Here is a 16,497-nt window from a genome sequence, read left to right as displayed (position 1 = left end):
CAAAGTACCTCAATATCAATATTTGGAATTTTCAACACAATGAAAGAATTATATCACATAAGCATGTGATATTTTAAGAATTTTTATTTGATGCAAAAAAGACTTGCCGTTTAGGGCAAGTCTCAGTTTGTAGATAAATCCGATATTTAATTAAGATTGCCTACATTTTTTTAGGCAGTGTAAAATATGAACGTTGATTTCCACTACAGGCACTCGTTTTCCGCGGGCGTTCCCGCAGGAGTCTCGAACACCCGCTCCAATCAACTTTGTTTAAAAATTCAGATGGAACCCCTTTTGTCAGTCACGCATGGATTCAAAATCATTCATGGCTTCCGTATCTGAGTCTTTTTGAAGAATGAATGCCTGTGAAGGAATGGCAATTTGTACTCCTTCCTGTTCCAATATCTCCATTATTTTAAAGTTCACATCTTCTTTGATTGATAAATATCCTCCAAAGTCCGTGGCTTTCGTGAAGAAATATAGGTAAAGGTTGAAACCGGAATGACTGAACTCATCAAATTTAACCAAAATCGTTTCCGGATGTACTTCAGGATGATCAATAAGCATTCTTTCAATGTCTTTAATGACATTTTCCAATTTTTCTTTTGGTGTTGTGACATTTACACCCAAATGGAAGGCAATCTGTCTTTTTCCCATCTTGGACCAGTTGATGATCGGTTCATTCGAAAGGGTCGCATTTGGGACTGTAACTAAAGCTTGGGCAAAAGTCCGAACTTTAGTGCTTCGGAATGTGATGTCTTCAATGGTTCCCTCCACGCTTGGAGTTTTGACCCAATCTCCTATGGTAAAAGGTTTTTCGGTAACGATGACGATACCCCCGAAGAAATTGCTGACGGTATCTTTAGCGGCAAGTGCGAAAGCCAATCCACCCAAACCAAGCCCAGCAACAAATCCATCGACATTGAATCCCCATTCTTCCGCGATGATGGAGGCACCAAAAGCAATGATGATTATGTTAGTGATTTTCGTAAAGAACGGCATGACGATTTGATCGACTTCAAGTCCGAATTTACTTACTAATTTCGGAAATAAAATGGTTAAGATCGAACTGATGTTGAAAATCGTCCAAAAGAATAAGAAGACAAAAAACGATCTGTATATTTTCGATCTGAGTTCAATCGAAGGTGAGTCGATCGGAAAGTAGTGCAGTGAAATGATAACCCCAATCAAAACGATAAGCCATCTTACTGGCTGTTCTATTGCGAGCATTAAGTTGGCGGCAAATTCAACTTTACGTTTTTCTGCAATCCGTAGAAAGAACTTGAATATATATGTAGTAAATACTTTCCGAAGCAAAAGGAAGATTAGGAAAATGCCTATGGAAATTCCTAATTTGGTCCAGGCTTCGATTCCATCAAATTGATTGAGTGATTCAGAAACTTCTTGCAATGTATTACTCCTCCATTGTATCTTGTAGTATTGTAGAATACTAAGATTATAATATATTCATGCTGAAAAAGGAAAAATAATCGATGATTACATACATCATGGGGGATTTCGGTTCACTGAATACTTTTTCAAGTTATTAATGGCAAGGATATATGGTAATATGGATGCAAAGTGATTTTTTAAGTTTGGAAGGTGGAAATATTGACTAAGAAAATAGTATTTACCGGAGGCGGTTCTGCCGGTCATGTATCTGTTAATGCAGCAATCATCCCGGAATTTTTAAAGCATGATTGGGATGTTACTTATATTGGTTCAAAAAAAGGCATTGAAAAAAATATCATCGAAACGGAATTTCCCGAGGTCCGATATGAAACGATTTCCGTTGGGAAATTCCGGCGTTACCTATCTGTTGAAAATATGAAAGATCCTTTCCGGGTCATAAAAGGGATTTTTGATGCACGAAAAATATTAAAAAAGACCAAGCCAGATTTCATTTTTTCTAAAGGTGGTTTCGTTTCGGTTCCAGTCGTTTTGGCAGGCAGGATGCTTAGGATTCCGATTGCCATACATGAATCGGATTATACGCCTGGTCTGGCTAATAAGATCGCGATGCCACTTGCATCGAAAATTTTCACTACCTTCCAAGAAACGGAAAAAGAACTTCCGAAAGAGAAGGCCATGTATCTTGGCGCTGTATTACGCGATGGCATTTTTACGGGAAACGCTTCTGCTGGTAAAGCATTTTGTGGATTCACGAAAAACAAACCGGTGTTACTCGTTATGGGCGGAAGCCTTGGGGCCGTTAAAATCAATAATTTAATTACAGATAACCTTGATGCCTTATTAAAGGATTATCAGATTATACACATTTGCGGGAAGGGAAATGTGAAAACCGAATTGAAACAAAGGGGATATGCTCCTTTTGAATTCGTGCACGAAGAATTATTCGATCTTTTGGCGGCTGCCGATGTCGTTGTGTCAAGGGCTGGTTCAAATTCTATCTTTGAATTCCTTGGTTTGCAAAAGCCGATGCTGCTTATCCCTCTAAGTGCCAATGCTTCCCGGGGAGATCAAATCCTGAATGCGTCAAGTTTTGAAAAACAGGGTTTTTGTAAAGTCCTCCAAGAAGAAGAGCTGAATGATCGGGTTTTTAATGCTACATTAGCGGATTTATTGAAAAAATCGGATGAATATCAAGAGAAGATGCGTCAAAAACGCCCATTCAAAACGGCAGCTGAAATGTATGAATTACTGCTTAAAGTAATGGCTGCAAAAAAATAAGTATCATTCCCCTCTATGCAGCATATCTTTTTCGAACAGAGGAGGGGGTAGAATGGCTTATGAATATTCCAAAGGATGGTTCATTCAGCAGCTAAAAGCCGCAGGGATTAGCTATCATCCAATTGAAAAAAGAAAGCTGGAGCTTTATAAGACTTATATTCTAAGGCGTTTATACGAGGATCTGCAAAAAAAATAATCATAAAAAGAACCGCAACGCGTTGACGTTGCGGTTCTTTTTATAGGAAATTACTTATAAAAGGAAAGAAACAGGAAATGAGGATACCTGCGATAGCCATTGCCGCACCTGCGACAGCCCCGGTAAACTCACTTTCCTGGGCAGCTTGAGCGGTTCCAAGTCCATGAGCGATCGTACCATAGGCGATACCCCGTGCGAAGGGCATTGTAATGTTTAGTTTATCCATCATTTTTGGAGCGATCATCGTACCCAGCACCCCTGTCAAAATGACGAAGGCAGCTGATATATTGGAATTCCCGCCATAAAGTTCCGTGATTTCAACCGCGATTGGCACTGTAATGGATTTAACCGCCAATCCTTGGAATATGAATGGTGGAAGTGAAAATGCTTTAGCGAAGGCGAAGGCAATGATCAATGTGACAAGGAGACCAAAAATCATCCCGCTAATAGCCGGCATTGCATATTTAACGATTATTTTTCTGTTTTTATAAAGTGGTACGGCCAGAGCAACGGTAGCTGGTCCCAGGAAATAGGTAATGATGTCTTTTCCAGGTGAATAATCCTCGAAGTCCAAACCGCTGATCAGCAGTACGAGAATAATTGTAACCGTACTGAAAAATACAGGCGTCGTAAAAGGGGATGGGTGTTTAGCATATATTTTCCTTCCGATGAAATAGGCAAGGATGGTTATCAAGATGCTATATGTTGTGATGAACGCTGTCATGCTGTTTAACCTCTCCTCTGTTAGATAGCTTCTGAACGGTCCATGCTGAAACGATGAATCCAAATATCAGGCTTATACCTAAGGTAAGTGCCAAAGGCAAACCGAATTCAATGAAAAGCCATCCCATGGTCATTAAGCTGATTGAAATGGGAATGAAGAAAAAGGCTAGGTGCTTTACCAAAAATCCTGAAGTAAGTTCAATCCATTCGACTTTTATGACCTTCGTCTGTAATAAACCGAATAACAGAATCATGCCGATGACGTTGCCTGGTATAGGTAAGTGAAGTAAATTGGCTAGATAATAGCCAAGCTTGCAAATGATGAGCAGGAAGATAAGCTGCACGATAAAAGCAAATATTTTTTTCATGATTAAGTCCTTTCAATGACGCTTTGAATATATTATTGAATTGGTCAATTGTATTCATTATAAAAAAATATCCCTAAAAAGAATAGGGATTTGCAGCAATCTATGTTTAACATCCTGTGAAACTGGAAAAAAGAGCTTTCCAGGTATGGAAGCTCCGGCCATTATATGAAAGGATAAACAAAGCATAATTGAAATGTTCTTCGCCCTATGCTTCAAGTAACTGCTGTTCGTCATCATCATGCTGTCTAAGGATATGAAAGGTGTATAAATCTTTAGGGATTTCATACAGATCGTAGATATCTCCTTCATGATTGATCTGATCATAAAGGGATTTTCTTGTTTCGTTGGCAATGACGGCATAGGGAAGCTTTTCTGCGGCTTTTATGGAGCGGATATTTTTTTTGCGAATTCGCATGAAGACCGTTTCCAAACCGAGCTCGAAAAAAAGCTCTTTGAAGAAAGCGTCTTTTGCGATGGCATTATACCCTTTTCCATGATAAGGCTTGCCAAGCCATGTGCCTAAGAAACCTGCACCATTTTCAATATCGTATAAAGAAATACAACCGATGGGATTTTCCCATTCATCCAAGATTGTTCGTGAAATGAGTTGCCCAGCATCTTCGGCTTCGATCGTTTGCTTAGTAATGAAAACATATTCTTCATATGAATCTACCTTATGGCGCACGAAAGGGAAGACATCTGGATGCGTCATTTGTTCATAAAGAGAAAAACAATCTGTGAAATCTCTCTTTTTTAACATTTCCGTCCCTCCGTTTGAGGGCAGTTCTTATGCGTAGTCGCTGCCCACCCTCGAAATTTTTTAAGTCGTTCATCAAAAAATTTCGGGGTGGGAATCGAACCCACTAGAACCGGAAACCGGTGGCGCACCATTTGCCTTCCCTATTTTTATTGTCAGAAAGTATGCAAATCTAAAGAACCTTACGAAGGTATAATACTAAAAAAAAAACGGTTTGGGAATAGGTTTTTTGCCTTTTTTTTTCGTCAAATTTCAACTTTTTCTTGAAGGGTGAAATCTTTAGGCAAACGTCTGCATTCTTCCGTGAAAAACTGATTGTTTCGCCCGTTTTTTTCTTTAAAATTTACCTGTAAATTGCATGAATAAAATGATTGCGCCAAGGGCCCATACATAAATGGAGAATATTTTGAGTGAACGCTTTTTTAAGAAATCGATCATCCATACTACAGCTATATAACCAAAGATTGCTGCTGACAGGGTCCCGACGAAAAGCGCAGTGAGTGGAAGCCGTTCAACTTCTCCTGTAAAAATCGGTTTCATCTGAAATACGATGCCCCCCGTAATGGCAGGAATGGAAAGCAAAAAGGAAAAATAGGCTGCAGTGGCCCTATCCAGCCTGCAGAAGAGGCCAGCTGCTATCGTTAAGCCGGAGCGCGAAAGAGCGGGCATGATGGCAGCAGCTTGGAAAGTACCGATGATCAGCGCGTCTTTAATCGAAATTTCATTAAGGGATTTGCCGCCTTTTCTTACACCGTCGGCTACCCATAAAATCAGACCGGTCGCTAAAAATTCCCAGCCTATGGTCACACCTGTTTTTGAAAGGCCGTCAAACCAATCACCAAGTAAAATGCCGGCAATCACGGCAGGAATCGTCCCAGCAATGAGAAGCAGAGTCATTTTGGAGAAAGGATTTTTCAAAATGGCAATTATGTCCTTCTTATAAACGACCAATAATGCCAGCAAGGTTCCGATGTGGAGCATGGTATCCAGAAAAATGCCCGCCTCGTCAAGGTGGAAAATATGCCGACCTAAATATAAATGTCCAGTGCTTGAAATAGGTAAAAACTCAGTCAAGCCTTGAATGATCCCAAGGATGAAGGCTTGAAATTCATTCAGCAAAAAAACATCACTCCATTCTAGAAGGTATAGGACAATCCATTATTTAAACTGTATGCACAAGACGGATGAACATGTCCGGATTTTAGTGGTGATATCAAGAAAAGGCAGTCCAGATTTACCTTCTTTCGAATATAATGAGAGGAAAAATGAAACTATTTTTCATTTGATTCGTAAATATTTATATGAGAAAGGAGGAGAAGACACTATGCCTAGTAAAGATGAAAGAGTGTTTGCTGCCCTTATTTATGTGATCAGCTTTTTTACAGCATTTATCGGTCCTTTGGTGATTTGGTTATTGAAGAAGGACTCGTCACAATTTGTGGATTACCACGGAAGGGAATATTTGAATTTTTTCATTTCCTACACCGTGTATTCAATAGTCGCAGGGATACTCACTATAGTATTGGTTGGATTCTTGCTATTGCCGGTAATCGGGATAGCTTTAGTCGTATTCACCATCATTGCTGCTGTTAGGGCTTACGAAGGAACGGATTATCGATTCCCGTTGATTTTCAGGATATTATAGAATGATGTAGAAGAATTCCGTTCATTCGGAGTCCTTTGAGACTGCAGGCAAACTCGAAGAAAAGCGAGTTTGTCTGCAGTTTTTTATTTGAAAAACGTTCCAGTGGATTTCAGAAATCCGCTCCCTTTCCGCCGACTGCCTGCCAAGGCTCCTCGCCTAGCGGGCTGCGGTGTCTCGGCTAGCCAGTAGTTCGGCAGGAGTGTCGCAAATTACTTCCATCCATTAGGGAGTACAGGGAAAAACATGAAAGATAAACTAGTCTTAAATAGGGTTCGGAATAAGACGAACCTGCAGTTTTTTCTTTTAATAATTCCAGTGGATTTCAGAAATCCGCTCCCTTTCCGCCGACTGCCTGCCAAGCCTCCTCGACGCAAGCGTCTGTGGTGTCTCGGCTAGCCAGTTTTTCGGCAGGAGTGTCGCATATTTCTTCCATCCATTAAGGAGTACAGGGAAAAACATGAAAGATAAACTAGTCTTAAATAGGGTTCGGAATAAGACGAACCTGCAGTTATTTCTTTTAAAAATTCCAGTGGATTTCAGAAATCCGCTCCCTTTCCGCCGACTGCCTGCCAAGCCTCCTCGCCTAGCGGGCAGCGGGGTCTCGGCTAGCCAGTAGTTCGGCAGGAGTGTCGCAAATTTCTTCCATCCATTAAGGAGGACAGGGAAAAACATGAAAGATAAACTAGTCTTAAATAGGGTTCGGAATAAGACGAACCTGCAGTTTTTTCTTTTAATAATTCCAGTGGATTTCAGAAATCCGCTCCCTTTCCTCCGACTGCTTGCCAAGCCTCCTCGACGCAAGCGTCTGTGGGGTCTCGGCTAGCCAGTTTTTCGGCAGGAGTGTCGCATATTACTTCCATCCATTAAGGAGTACAGGGAAAAACATGAAAGATAAACTAGTCTTAAATAGGGTCCGGAATAAGACGAACCTGCAGTTATTTCTTTTAAAAATTCCAGTGGATTTCAGAAATCCGCTCTCTTTCCGCCGACTGCCTGCCAAGCCTCCTCGATGCAAGCGTCTGTGGTGTCTCGGCTAGCCAATAGTTCGGCAGGAGTGTCGCAAATTACTTCCATCCATTAAGGAGTACAGGGAAAAACATGAAAGATAAACTAGTCTTAAATAGGGTCCGGAATAAGACGAACCTGCAGTTATTTCTTTTAAAAATTCCAGTGGATTTCAGAAATCCGCTCCCTTTCCGCCGACTGCCTGCCAAGCCTCCTCGATGCAAGCGTCTGTGGTGTCTCGGCTAGCCAATAGTTCGGCAGGAGTGTCGCAAATTACTTCCATCCAATAAGGAATACAGTAAAAAGACATTAAGAAAAATCTAATCTTGTTTTAAAATTGGATAGGCCCCAATTTTGTCTAATTTAGGATTCCGTTCGAAGCGGACCTTTTTTATTTGGACCATGTTGGGAATTGTCCTTCATTAAAAAGGGAATAGATCACATTAAAGCGAATAAAGTATTATGATAACTGCTTCCCTGCACATTTAGGAAGCGGATCCGGGCGGATTGTGGTATTGCTAATCAATGGCCGCATTAAAGGCGGTAATCTTTCTTGTAAGGAGTGAGGAGCAGAGCGGGATATGAATATACGTGAATATTATCAGAAAACGAGCAATTCAAATTTTCATGCATCTTGGGTATCTCTTGTTTTGGCCGTTGTTTTTTTCATTTGCCATATTTTTGCGATGATTCCGGGCAATATATTATTGATAACTTCTCCTTTTATTTTCTTTAGCATTGCTCAATTTGTCAGTCATCGTATATATGAAAATAGAATGAAGGAATTGCCTGAAGAACATATCGGGACGAATGCCGGGTTATTAAAAAATGAACATGTTTTATTGACTTTTATGCCAGCACCGACTTTGCGACTGCTTCTCTTTGCGCCCGATGGGTCACTAATGGGCGAGGTACGTGATTTGAATATGAAGTGGTTCATGTGGATGATTCCCAATTTCTTGTCGATGCTAATGGCCAAGCGATATGAACTGGTGGACCATGAGGGGCGTTTGCTGGCTAAGTACCATATCAAAAGGGGGCTTTTCAATAAAATGACGATCCTGGATGATCAGGGCGGCATTATTGGATTGTATCAAGAAAATCGGTCATTCGTGAAGGTAAATGGAATGATCTATAAGGAAGATGGTACGGAATGGATGCCGATTGAAACTCCGGGAAGTGTAAATTCTTTCGAGATTGCCACAAAAGACGGGGAAAAGATCGCTTCATACCAAGAAGGCTGGATGCCTTTGGAGTGGGGGAAACGATTCAAGACTAATACACCCATACTTTCTTTTTCATCAAATGTTGCTGAAAGTCCTAAAATCATTGTCTTTGGGTTCTGTGCAGCCACGCTGAATCATCGTTCAAATTGACTACGGTTCCCCTTTAGCAAATCTTTTAAATACCTGATATAATAATAGGAGATACATAGATTAAATAAATAATAAAAAGGTGGTAAATATGAGTTTACTTAATGAGATTCTGGATTATAATGAACAGTTTGTAGAAAAAGGTGAATATGTTAAGTATAGGACGGATAAGTTTCCTGAGAAACGTATGGTCATCATAAGCTGTATGGACACTCGGCTCGTCGAACTATTGCCAAAATCCTTGAATGTCAAAAATGGTGATGTCAAAATCCTGAAGACTGCCGGGGCAATCGTCTCCCACCCATTCGGAAGTGTCATGCGGAGTATCCTTGTTGCTATTTATGAACTAAAGGCAGATGAAGTATTGGTCATACCTCACCATGACTGCGGGATGGCATCAGTCGATGCCGATTCTGTCATGGACAAGATGATCGAACGTGATATACCAAAGAGCACCATCGATACACTGGGAGCTGCAGGAATCGATATCCGCAGTTGGCTTCGCGGATTTGATGATGTTTATGAAAGTTGTAAGAACAGCGTCGAAGTGATTAAAGGACATCCATTGATTCCTAAAAATATTCCTGTGCATGGTCTAATCATTTCGCCTGATACAGGGAAGCTGGAATTGGTAGTAGATGGTTATTCGCAAGAACAAAAATAATATATTCATCGAGGCTGTCGGGAGCATTTCCGACAGTTTTTTTCAAATTTTTATCATTGCTATTTATTTTTATCCTTTTTTTTGTTAAAATCGCCAAGTGTAGTTTGTCACTAATACAAACGGGTGGGCGAGGGATAAATTTGATAAGGATACAACATGAAGAAATTAAACTTGGAAACGTTTTTTCATTTTTCCGACTATGGAACGAATGGAAAACGTGAAATCCTTGCTGGAGTGGTCGGCTATTTTACAATAGTCTATATTCTCATCGTGAATTCCCTGATTTTATCGGAAGCGGGTATACCTATTAATGGTGCAGTGATTGCCACGATTCTTTTATCTGCTTTAAGCTGTGTCATGATAGGACTTTGGGCGAATGTCCCAATCCTTCTCGTTCCAGGAATGGGCGTCAATGCCCTATTTGCTTATACCATGGTTCAAGGAATGGGTCTATCATGGCAATCGGCTCTTGGTGCTGTGTTTATCTCAGGGGTAATTTTTGTAATCATCGCTTTTACAAAATACTCCAAAATCATCAGTGATTCGATTCCAAGTTCGATAAAAGAAGCCATATCTGTTGGTCTTGGCCTATTCTTGATGCTGATCGGACTTGAAAAGGGCGGGATCATCACAAGAGGTTCATCATCAATCGTCGCACTGGGAGATTTAAGCGATCCAGCGGTGTTTGCAACGGTGTTGACCTTTTTACTGGCAATCACGCTGTTCATCAAGAATATCCCCGGTAATTTCATGATAACCATCCTGGCAGGCAGCCTCATTGCCTATTGGTTCGGGACGGTTCAACTATCGGAAATCCATTTTTCAGGCATTAACACAGCTTCCTACGGCGATCTCTTCTTTTCATTATCGTTCTTGGAAGCGAACCGGATTGAATTCTGGATAAGTGTATTTGCGATGACGATGGTTCTTGTTTTTGAAAATATTGGTCTTGTACACGGGCATGTAGACAGTATCAACCGCCAGGATGCCTATAAAAAGTCGCTGCAGGCGACAAGTGTGTCCGTTCTATTATCAGGCTTATTCGGTTCGAGTCCTACCGTCGCAACAGTAGAAACGGCAGCTGGAATCGCATCAGGAGGCAGGACTGGTCTTACTTCAGTGGTGACGGGCGTGCTATTCATCCTATCACTGTTATTTATACCGGTGATTAAAGTAATCCCTGATAGCGCCATTGCCCCCATCTTGATTATCATTGGCATTTTGATGCTCGGAAACATAAAAAAGCTGAATTTCAGTGATTTAACCGAGAGCATACCTGCAATCATGATCATCACGATCATTCCTTTCACATACAGTATTGCCGATGGAATGGCATTCGGTTTCATCCTGTACCCATTCTTGAAGCTTGTAACCGGAAAAGCGAGAGAAGTGTCAGCCCCGATGTATGTGAGTGCCGGAATGTTTATCGTCTATTTCATCATTGGTATGATCGGTTAAAATTCAAAAGAGCGGTTGGAATGAGTTAATTCTTATTCCAACCGCTCTTCTTATTGGTTTTTTCGTCGAAAAAAATGGATTTAATGTGATTTACGCGATGACACATCCATCTTCAAAATGCTATGATATAGAATATTAAAAAAATGATAAATGACAAGCAGCATATTAGAGGATGTGACAGGATGATTATTGAAGGTTTAAAAAGCCATGGTTCAGGAAATGATTTCTTGATAATTGATGAATTGACTACGACCCTGACGTTTACGGAAGAAGAGCGGAAAAATTTCGCGAAGGCCCTATGCAATCGGGAGAGGCTCGGAGCGGATGGTATTTTGTTCGTAATGAAAAGTGAACATGCTGATTGCCGGATGCGTGTCTTTAATGCGGATGGATCGGAAGCCTCGATGTGCGGCAACGGACTTCGCTGTGTTGCACGTTACGCGAACGACGTTCTGGGGCTAGATAAAATGATCGTGGAAACCATGAAGGCAAATTTACTAGTCGAAAAAACGGAAGATATTTATGAGGGCATTCCGACTTTCAAGGTGGAAATTTCACCGGTAAGTTTTAATGTGAAGGATCTACCTCTTGTATTGGCTAAAGAACAGCTGCAAAACGAAACATTGCCGGAACTGCATGATACCCTTTTATTTTCGGCATTGGCGGTTCCAAATCCACATTTGATCACACTTGTCGATAGTGATGTTTTAAAAAGTGATTTGCAGGAAGAACTTTCAACAAAGGTCAATCAACCGAATGAGCTTTTCCCTGATGGTGTCAATGTCAGCTTTGTGAAAGAGTTGGAACCAGGGAGCATTTATGTGCGGACATTCGAACGTGGAGTAGGCTTCACGAATGCATGTGGAACGGCGATGTCGGCTTCTAGCCTAGTAACATGCTCTGTTGGGTTAAACGCGTTGGAAAGTGAAATATCTGTCTACAATAACGGCGGAAAAGTTAAATGCGTGGTCCACCATGATGTAGAAAGCCAAACGTATTCAATTGATTTAATCGGGAATGCAACCTATGAATTCAAAGTATCGATTGAAATGGACTTAGATCAGCCTGAAAAATTTGAAATACTTGAAAAAGAGGATTTTGAATTGGAAACAAGCTTATATGCCAAGCTGCAGGATGAAGTGCAAAGTTATTTGAGAACAAAATTATTATGAAATTTTTAAACTGCTGCAGGCGAACTCGAAAAAAACGAGTTTTCCTGCAGTTTTCTTATTTGAAAAAAGTTGCAGTTGATTTCAAAGATCCGTTCACTTTCCGCCGACTGTCTGCCAAGCCTCCTCGGCTCAAGAGTGCCGAGGGCGGACCGCCCGCGGAAAGCGCGTTTCTAGAGCAACTTTCCATCTTACCAATTAGTTATTGGTCTTTTTCTGTTTAAGGAACGACAATACTTCCAAAAAGGCTGGTCCATTATCCACCAGTCGGTAATCCATAAACGCACACCCGTCCCTTTTTATTCTGTTTGGTATGGTTTCAATCGTAAAGTCCTTTAACTGGAGACTTTCGTTCACTTCCTCCCAAAACAAAGGTGTAGCCACACCAGCGAAAGAATTTCCCCGTGGGGAATAAGGAAGAATGATGGTTTTTCCTTCACTATGCTGCACAAAGTCCAAGTAAAGTCGATTATGCCGATTTATTTTCATTCTTTCCGTTGTAAAATCATTCGGATTGGAACTTGTTAAATAATCACCTAGAAAGTCAGTGAATATGCGTGTCTCCTGATAAGTAAATCTGTCTTCAGGCAGAGGGATGTGAATTTGCAGTCCTTTGTTACCTGAAGTTTTTACAAAAGCTTTAATCCTTAATGATTCCATCACCTTTTTTATTTCCTGTGCAGCCTTTACCGCAAGAGAGAAATATTCGATGGAAGGAGGATCCAAGTCCAGGACGATTTCGTCGGGTCTTGTTTTACCGGCTTTCTGAAATGGGGCATGAAATTCCAATGCAAGTTGATTACCAAACCAAAGGAGAGTTTCAATGTCGTTACACAGCATATACTCGATATCCTCATCCATGAACGTTTTTATAAAGTCCGGCGCATAATCAGGTTTGTTTTTTTGGAAAAATCTTTCTTTATCCAAAGTTCCATGAGGATAGCGGATCGTGGTAAGAAGCTTATCCTTCAAGAATGGTAAGAAGAAAGCTGAAACCTCCCGTAAATAATGAAGATATTCTACTTTTACCACCTGTTTTCCTTCTGTTTTCCAAAGCGGTTTATCCCTGGAAGTTATTTGTACAGTATCTGGAAATGTATATTGCCCTAGCACGAATTTCTCCCAGGTACATTCGTCGGGAGAGGTTTGTAAAAGCCACTGGGAAAACTGAGGTTCACGCAATTCATTTTCCTCATAAACGTGCAAGAATTGAACTTCAATGCAAATGGATGGATGGATATAAAAAAATTGTGCGTCTTCGTCTAATGCATTTTGCTTGATCAATTGATGCAATATACTTTTATCTCTAGCACTCAGTCCATTTTTGACACTTCCGATTTTCGTTACGGCACCTTCTTTGAATACTGCAAGGGAAACGTAGCCATTTTCTTTGTGCAATGCTGTGATGAAACAAGAAACGGTCTTCCAATTTTTCACCTTAATCCAAGATGTTGTACGTCTTCCTTCTTGCCAAGCACCCCGAGTTTCCTTGGCAACAATCCCTTCGCCATCTAACAAGGTGACCTTATTCAAGGCAATATCCAAAACGTCAAAACTCTCTATTAATTGTATCAAAGCCTTATCGGTGGGATCAGGAGGTATAGGAAGACCGAGTTTTTCCCCCATATTCAACATCAATTCCCTTCGTTCCACCATAGGTTTATCTGCTATGTCTTTTCCGCGGATGCGAAGCAGGTCAAACGCTATAAACCGACATGGGGAAAAACGGGCATTTTCTGAAATTAAGGATTGTTTCCCAAGGCGTCCTCGCCACTGTATTTGAAAAAAGTCCGCTTTCGCCTGATTCGTAAGCCAGACCAATTCTCCATCTAATTGAAGCGGGAGATAACCTTCCAGGTCCAGGTCTTTGATGTAAGCAATGATTTCTGGGAATTGAGGTGATAATTCCTTTTCATTTCGACTCGAAATGCTTATGGTATCGGAGTCTATCGTTAAAATAGCCCTAAAGCCGTCATATTTGACTTCATAACGCCAATCCTTGGAGTTGGGGGCTTCAGGGTAATAGGTAGGCAGCATCGGTTTCATTTTTGTATTTACCTCCGCAAATAATTGATAACATTATTTTGCCAAAAAAACGAAGTGTTAAAGTTGGCAATTGTTTTTTCGGTTTTTATTGAACAAAGGGGAATAATAAAATTGTTCTTCTCATCAAAAATAAGTTATGAGGTGACGAATATGCATACGATGTGGAAGGGGAGCATATCATTCGGTTTGGTGAACATTCCGATCAAACTTCATGCTGCAACGGAGGATAAGGATATATCTTTAAGGACGTTGCATAAGGAATGTCATACACCGATTAAATACGAAAAGGTTTGTCCAGTATGCGAGAAAGAAGTGGGGAAGGATGATATAGTCCGCGCTTTTGAGTATACAAAGGGAAAGTTTGTTGTATTGGAAGACAATGAACTAGAACAACTGAAAAAACAAAACGAAGAAAAAGCCGTGGAAATCGTGGATTTCGTTAAAATTGAAGAAATAGATCCTATTTATTTTAACCGGAGTTATTACATGTCCCCAAATGACGGGGGGATAAAAGCTTATTCCCTTTTGAGGCAGGCCCTCAAGGAATCGAATAAGGTTGGGTTGGCAAAAATCATCATTCGCTCCAAAGAACAAATGGCGGTAATCCGAGTCGTTGATAATACCTTGGTTATGGAAACGATTCATTATCCGGATGAAGTCCGCTCCACAGCGGATGTTCCGAATATCCCTGCCAATGATACCATTGTAAAAAAAGAAATCGATACTGCCGTATTATTGATAGATCAATTAACGACTACTTTCGATCCGACAAAATACACCGATGACTATCGAACCGCGTTACTAGAATTGATTGAATCAAAGAAAACGGGTCAGACGACGATTACAGCGAAAACAAAAGAACCAGTTTCCAACAATGTAACTGATTTAATGGAGGCACTACAAGCATCCATAGACCGTACAAAACATGATGAACCGGAAAAGAAAAAGACGACCCGAAAGAAAGCGGCACCGAAAAAAAAGAAACAAGCGTAAACAGGAAGCTGAGCGGAAGACGGATGATGTCGCTCGGCTTTCTGCTTGTTTTTGCAAGGAATCAGGCTTCTAATAAGATGAAAAGGTCTTGATAAATAGGGAAGGAAAGTACAAATAGGTGAGTCGATCACGATGCAAGAAACTGAATGGAATTACAGGAAATTAGTGGATATTAACGAAAGCAAAAAAAATTCGCTCCCTAAAGAGCGACAATGAGGAATTCAATCGTGAAAATCAACATATAGGCGAACGGTTGTAGTTTTCGACTATATATTGTGTTCATATTCTACCATATTTAATTCTGAAATAGCAACTAAATTACTGAAACTAACCTATGAATTTTTCTGGAAATCAATGATATTTAGCCCATTAACGCCGCATATGGCTTTTTCATTTCATATACATATAAAAAGGTACTGAATAAAATGGACTTTTAGTATAATTTATACATATAGGACGATATAAATTTAATATGAATGGAAGATGCAAAATGGAAAATGGGAAAATCAAATCACTACATGCGGGGAAGCCGAAACATGAAATTTTTTCGAATATTGATATCTTTTCAGCCATGGATAAACAAGCACAGGATAATTTGAAAGTGACTAAAGCTGGCATAATCGGTGATGGTGTCGGTAATGTAAAGTTCCATGGAGGTCCTGATCGGGCTTTGTGCTTTTACCCATTTGAGCATTATTCATTATGGAATGAAAAATTCTCTAAAGAGCTGGATATCCCTGCATTCGGTGAAAATTTAACTATAGCGGGGATGAAGGAAGAAACAACATATATCGGCGATATTTATCAAATAGGCGATGTGATTGTTCAAATTAACCAAGGGAGGATACCTTGTTCGACCATTTCCCTCTTCAATCAAGAACCTAAGTTTTTGGAACACGTGCTGAAAACGAGTTTCACTGGTTATTTTGCAAGAGTACTTCAAGAAGGAACGATAAATAAACAAAACGAGATTGTGCTGATAGATCGTCTACAAGAAAAAATTTCTGTCCATTACGCAGCAGAGGTCATCCTTCATAAACGGGATGGGCTTGAAGGTGCTAAGGCTTTACTAACACTAGACTCGTTAGCGGAAGACTGGAAACAAAGGATCTTGAAGAGGGTTCAAGCAGCAAAAGATTGAATGATTTTTGCAAAAGTGAAAAAAATGTCGATCAGGTATTGAAATTGACAGACTATTAATGTAAATTAAATATAATCAAATTTTGAAATCTTATGAAAATTATATAAATGGATCTTATCGAGAGAGGTGGAGGGACTGGCCCGAAGAAACCTCAGCAACCAGCTTACGCAAAGGTGCTAAATCCAGCAAGCAGAGCTTGATAGATGAGGAGAATGTTTCAAAAACCTTCTTCTTTGAGAAGGTTTTTTTTCCTTTTCTCTCATACTCA

At 40.3% G+C, this 16,497-nt stretch carries 15 protein-coding genes and 1 riboswitch; of the genes, 9 read left to right on the top strand and 6 right to left on the bottom strand.

The features are described from left to right. Positions 1–297: 297 nt before the first annotated feature. The gene (locus tag AC2YHV_RS15020) at positions 298–1,410 is read right to left on the bottom strand and encodes a mechanosensitive ion channel family protein (protein WP_194719478.1); all 1,113 of its coding nucleotides are present in this window, start codon (positions 1,408–1,410) and stop codon (positions 298–300) included. Positions 1,411–1,602: 192 nt separating this feature from the next. On the opposite strand from AC2YHV_RS15020, the gene murG reads away from it, so the two are divergent. Further along, positions 1,603–2,691, top strand: coding sequence for an undecaprenyldiphospho-muramoylpentapeptide beta-N-acetylglucosaminyltransferase (gene murG / locus AC2YHV_RS15015; RefSeq protein WP_306804678.1), 1,089 nt, complete (start codon positions 1,603–1,605; stop codon positions 2,689–2,691). 52 nt (positions 2,692–2,743) lie between these two features. After that, entirely contained in the window at positions 2,744–2,887 is a 144-nt protein-coding gene (locus AC2YHV_RS15010; RefSeq protein WP_082609322.1) for a DUF2639 domain-containing protein, read from the top strand. A 40-nt stretch (positions 2,888–2,927) separates the two neighbouring features. On the opposite strand, the gene AC2YHV_RS15005 is transcribed toward AC2YHV_RS15010, so the two are convergent. The 4 genes from AC2YHV_RS15005 to AC2YHV_RS14990 all read right to left on the bottom strand — a co-directional run bounded on the left by AC2YHV_RS15005 (position 2,928) and on the right by AC2YHV_RS14990 (position 5,851). Then, positions 2,928–3,611, bottom strand: a complete 684-nt coding sequence (locus AC2YHV_RS15005; RefSeq protein ID WP_487373523.1) for an LrgB family protein — start codon at positions 3,609–3,611, stop codon at positions 2,928–2,930. Continuing rightward, positions 3,586–3,978, bottom strand: coding sequence for a CidA/LrgA family protein (locus tag AC2YHV_RS15000; RefSeq protein WP_057277356.1), 393 nt, complete (start codon positions 3,976–3,978; stop codon positions 3,586–3,588). The genes AC2YHV_RS15005 and AC2YHV_RS15000 overlap by 26 nt, the downstream gene beginning before the upstream one ends. A gap of 205 nt (positions 3,979–4,183) precedes the next feature. After that, positions 4,184–4,738 (bottom strand): GNAT family N-acetyltransferase, encoded by a 555-nt coding sequence (locus tag AC2YHV_RS14995; RefSeq protein ID WP_057277357.1) that lies wholly within the window; start codon positions 4,736–4,738, stop codon positions 4,184–4,186. 333 nt (positions 4,739–5,071) lie between these two features. Continuing rightward, on the bottom strand, positions 5,072–5,851 hold the full coding sequence (locus tag AC2YHV_RS14990) for an undecaprenyl-diphosphate phosphatase (protein WP_098864283.1): 780 nt from the start codon (positions 5,849–5,851) through the stop codon (positions 5,072–5,074). Positions 5,852–6,059: 208 nt separating this feature from the next. Here AC2YHV_RS14990 and AC2YHV_RS14985 point away from each other — a divergent pair, with 208 nt between their 5' ends. From AC2YHV_RS14985 to dapF, 5 genes are all read left to right on the top strand, one after another. Further along, positions 6,060–6,380, top strand: a complete 321-nt coding sequence (locus AC2YHV_RS14985; protein ID WP_057277906.1) for a DUF4870 domain-containing protein — start codon at positions 6,060–6,062, stop codon at positions 6,378–6,380. A gap of 1,586 nt (positions 6,381–7,966) precedes the next feature. After that, entirely contained in the window at positions 7,967–8,761 is a 795-nt protein-coding gene (locus AC2YHV_RS14980; RefSeq protein ID WP_487373522.1) for a hypothetical protein, read from the top strand. A gap of 88 nt (positions 8,762–8,849) precedes the next feature. Then, on the top strand, positions 8,850–9,422 hold the full coding sequence (locus AC2YHV_RS14975) for a beta-class carbonic anhydrase (RefSeq protein WP_063575901.1): 573 nt from the start codon (positions 8,850–8,852) through the stop codon (positions 9,420–9,422). 156 nt (positions 9,423–9,578) lie between these two features. Further along, positions 9,579–10,880, top strand: coding sequence for an NCS2 family permease (locus tag AC2YHV_RS14970; protein ID WP_098866595.1), 1,302 nt, complete (start codon positions 9,579–9,581; stop codon positions 10,878–10,880). 182 nt (positions 10,881–11,062) lie between these two features. After that, the gene (dapF, locus tag AC2YHV_RS14965; protein WP_487373521.1) at positions 11,063–12,052 is read left to right on the top strand and encodes a diaminopimelate epimerase; all 990 of its coding nucleotides are present in this window, start codon (positions 11,063–11,065) and stop codon (positions 12,050–12,052) included. Between the two features lie 195 nt (positions 12,053–12,247). Here the strand turns inward: dapF and ligD are convergent, their stop codons facing one another. Continuing rightward, positions 12,248–14,095: a DNA ligase D gene (gene ligD / locus AC2YHV_RS14960; protein ID WP_487373520.1), complete on the bottom strand. Its 1,848-nt coding sequence runs from the start codon at positions 14,093–14,095 to the stop codon at positions 12,248–12,250. A gap of 150 nt (positions 14,096–14,245) precedes the next feature. Between ligD and ku the strand changes: the two genes are divergently transcribed. Together ku and AC2YHV_RS14950 are read left to right on the top strand one after the other, a co-directional pair. Then, complete coding sequence (gene ku, locus AC2YHV_RS14955) at positions 14,246–15,088, top strand: non-homologous end joining protein Ku (protein ID WP_048687774.1); 843 nt, start codon at positions 14,246–14,248, stop codon at positions 15,086–15,088. Between the two features lie 490 nt (positions 15,089–15,578). Continuing rightward, the gene (locus AC2YHV_RS14950; RefSeq protein ID WP_487373519.1) at positions 15,579–16,229 is read left to right on the top strand and encodes an MOSC domain-containing protein; all 651 of its coding nucleotides are present in this window, start codon (positions 15,579–15,581) and stop codon (positions 16,227–16,229) included. A gap of 111 nt (positions 16,230–16,340) precedes the next feature. Next, a riboswitch (SAM riboswitch) is annotated at positions 16,341–16,439 on the top strand. Positions 16,440–16,497: the final 58 nt, after the last annotated feature.

The sequence above is a fragment of the Peribacillus sp. SRI_006 genome, assembly GCF_057586375.1.
This window is presented reverse-complemented; position numbering and strand designations above follow the sequence as displayed.

Coding starts and splice junctions, on each gene's coding strand:
- AC2YHV_RS15010 (WP_082609322.1), top strand. CDS start 2,744: ATGGCTTATGAATATTCCAAAGGATGGTTCATTCAGCAGCTAAAAGCC.
- AC2YHV_RS15005 (WP_487373523.1), bottom strand. CDS start 3,611: ATGACAGCGTTCATCACAACATATAGCATCTTGATAACCATCCTTGCC.
- AC2YHV_RS15000 (WP_057277356.1), bottom strand. CDS start 3,978: ATGAAAAAAATATTTGCTTTTATCGTGCAGCTTATCTTCCTGCTCATC.
- AC2YHV_RS14995 (WP_057277357.1), bottom strand. CDS start 4,738: ATGTTAAAAAAGAGAGATTTCACAGATTGTTTTTCTCTTTATGAACAA.
- AC2YHV_RS14985 (WP_057277906.1), top strand. CDS start 6,060: ATGCCTAGTAAAGATGAAAGAGTGTTTGCTGCCCTTATTTATGTGATC.
- AC2YHV_RS14980 (WP_487373522.1), top strand. CDS start 7,967: ATGAATATACGTGAATATTATCAGAAAACGAGCAATTCAAATTTTCAT.
- AC2YHV_RS14975 (WP_063575901.1), top strand. CDS start 8,850: ATGAGTTTACTTAATGAGATTCTGGATTATAATGAACAGTTTGTAGAA.
- AC2YHV_RS14970 (WP_098866595.1), top strand. CDS start 9,579: ATGAAGAAATTAAACTTGGAAACGTTTTTTCATTTTTCCGACTATGGA.
- dapF (WP_487373521.1), top strand. CDS start 11,063: ATGATTATTGAAGGTTTAAAAAGCCATGGTTCAGGAAATGATTTCTTG.
- ligD (WP_487373520.1), bottom strand. CDS start 14,095: ATGAAACCGATGCTGCCTACCTATTACCCTGAAGCCCCCAACTCCAAG.
- ku (WP_048687774.1), top strand. CDS start 14,246: ATGCATACGATGTGGAAGGGGAGCATATCATTCGGTTTGGTGAACATT.
- AC2YHV_RS14950 (WP_487373519.1), top strand. CDS start 15,579: ATGGAAAATGGGAAAATCAAATCACTACATGCGGGGAAGCCGAAACAT.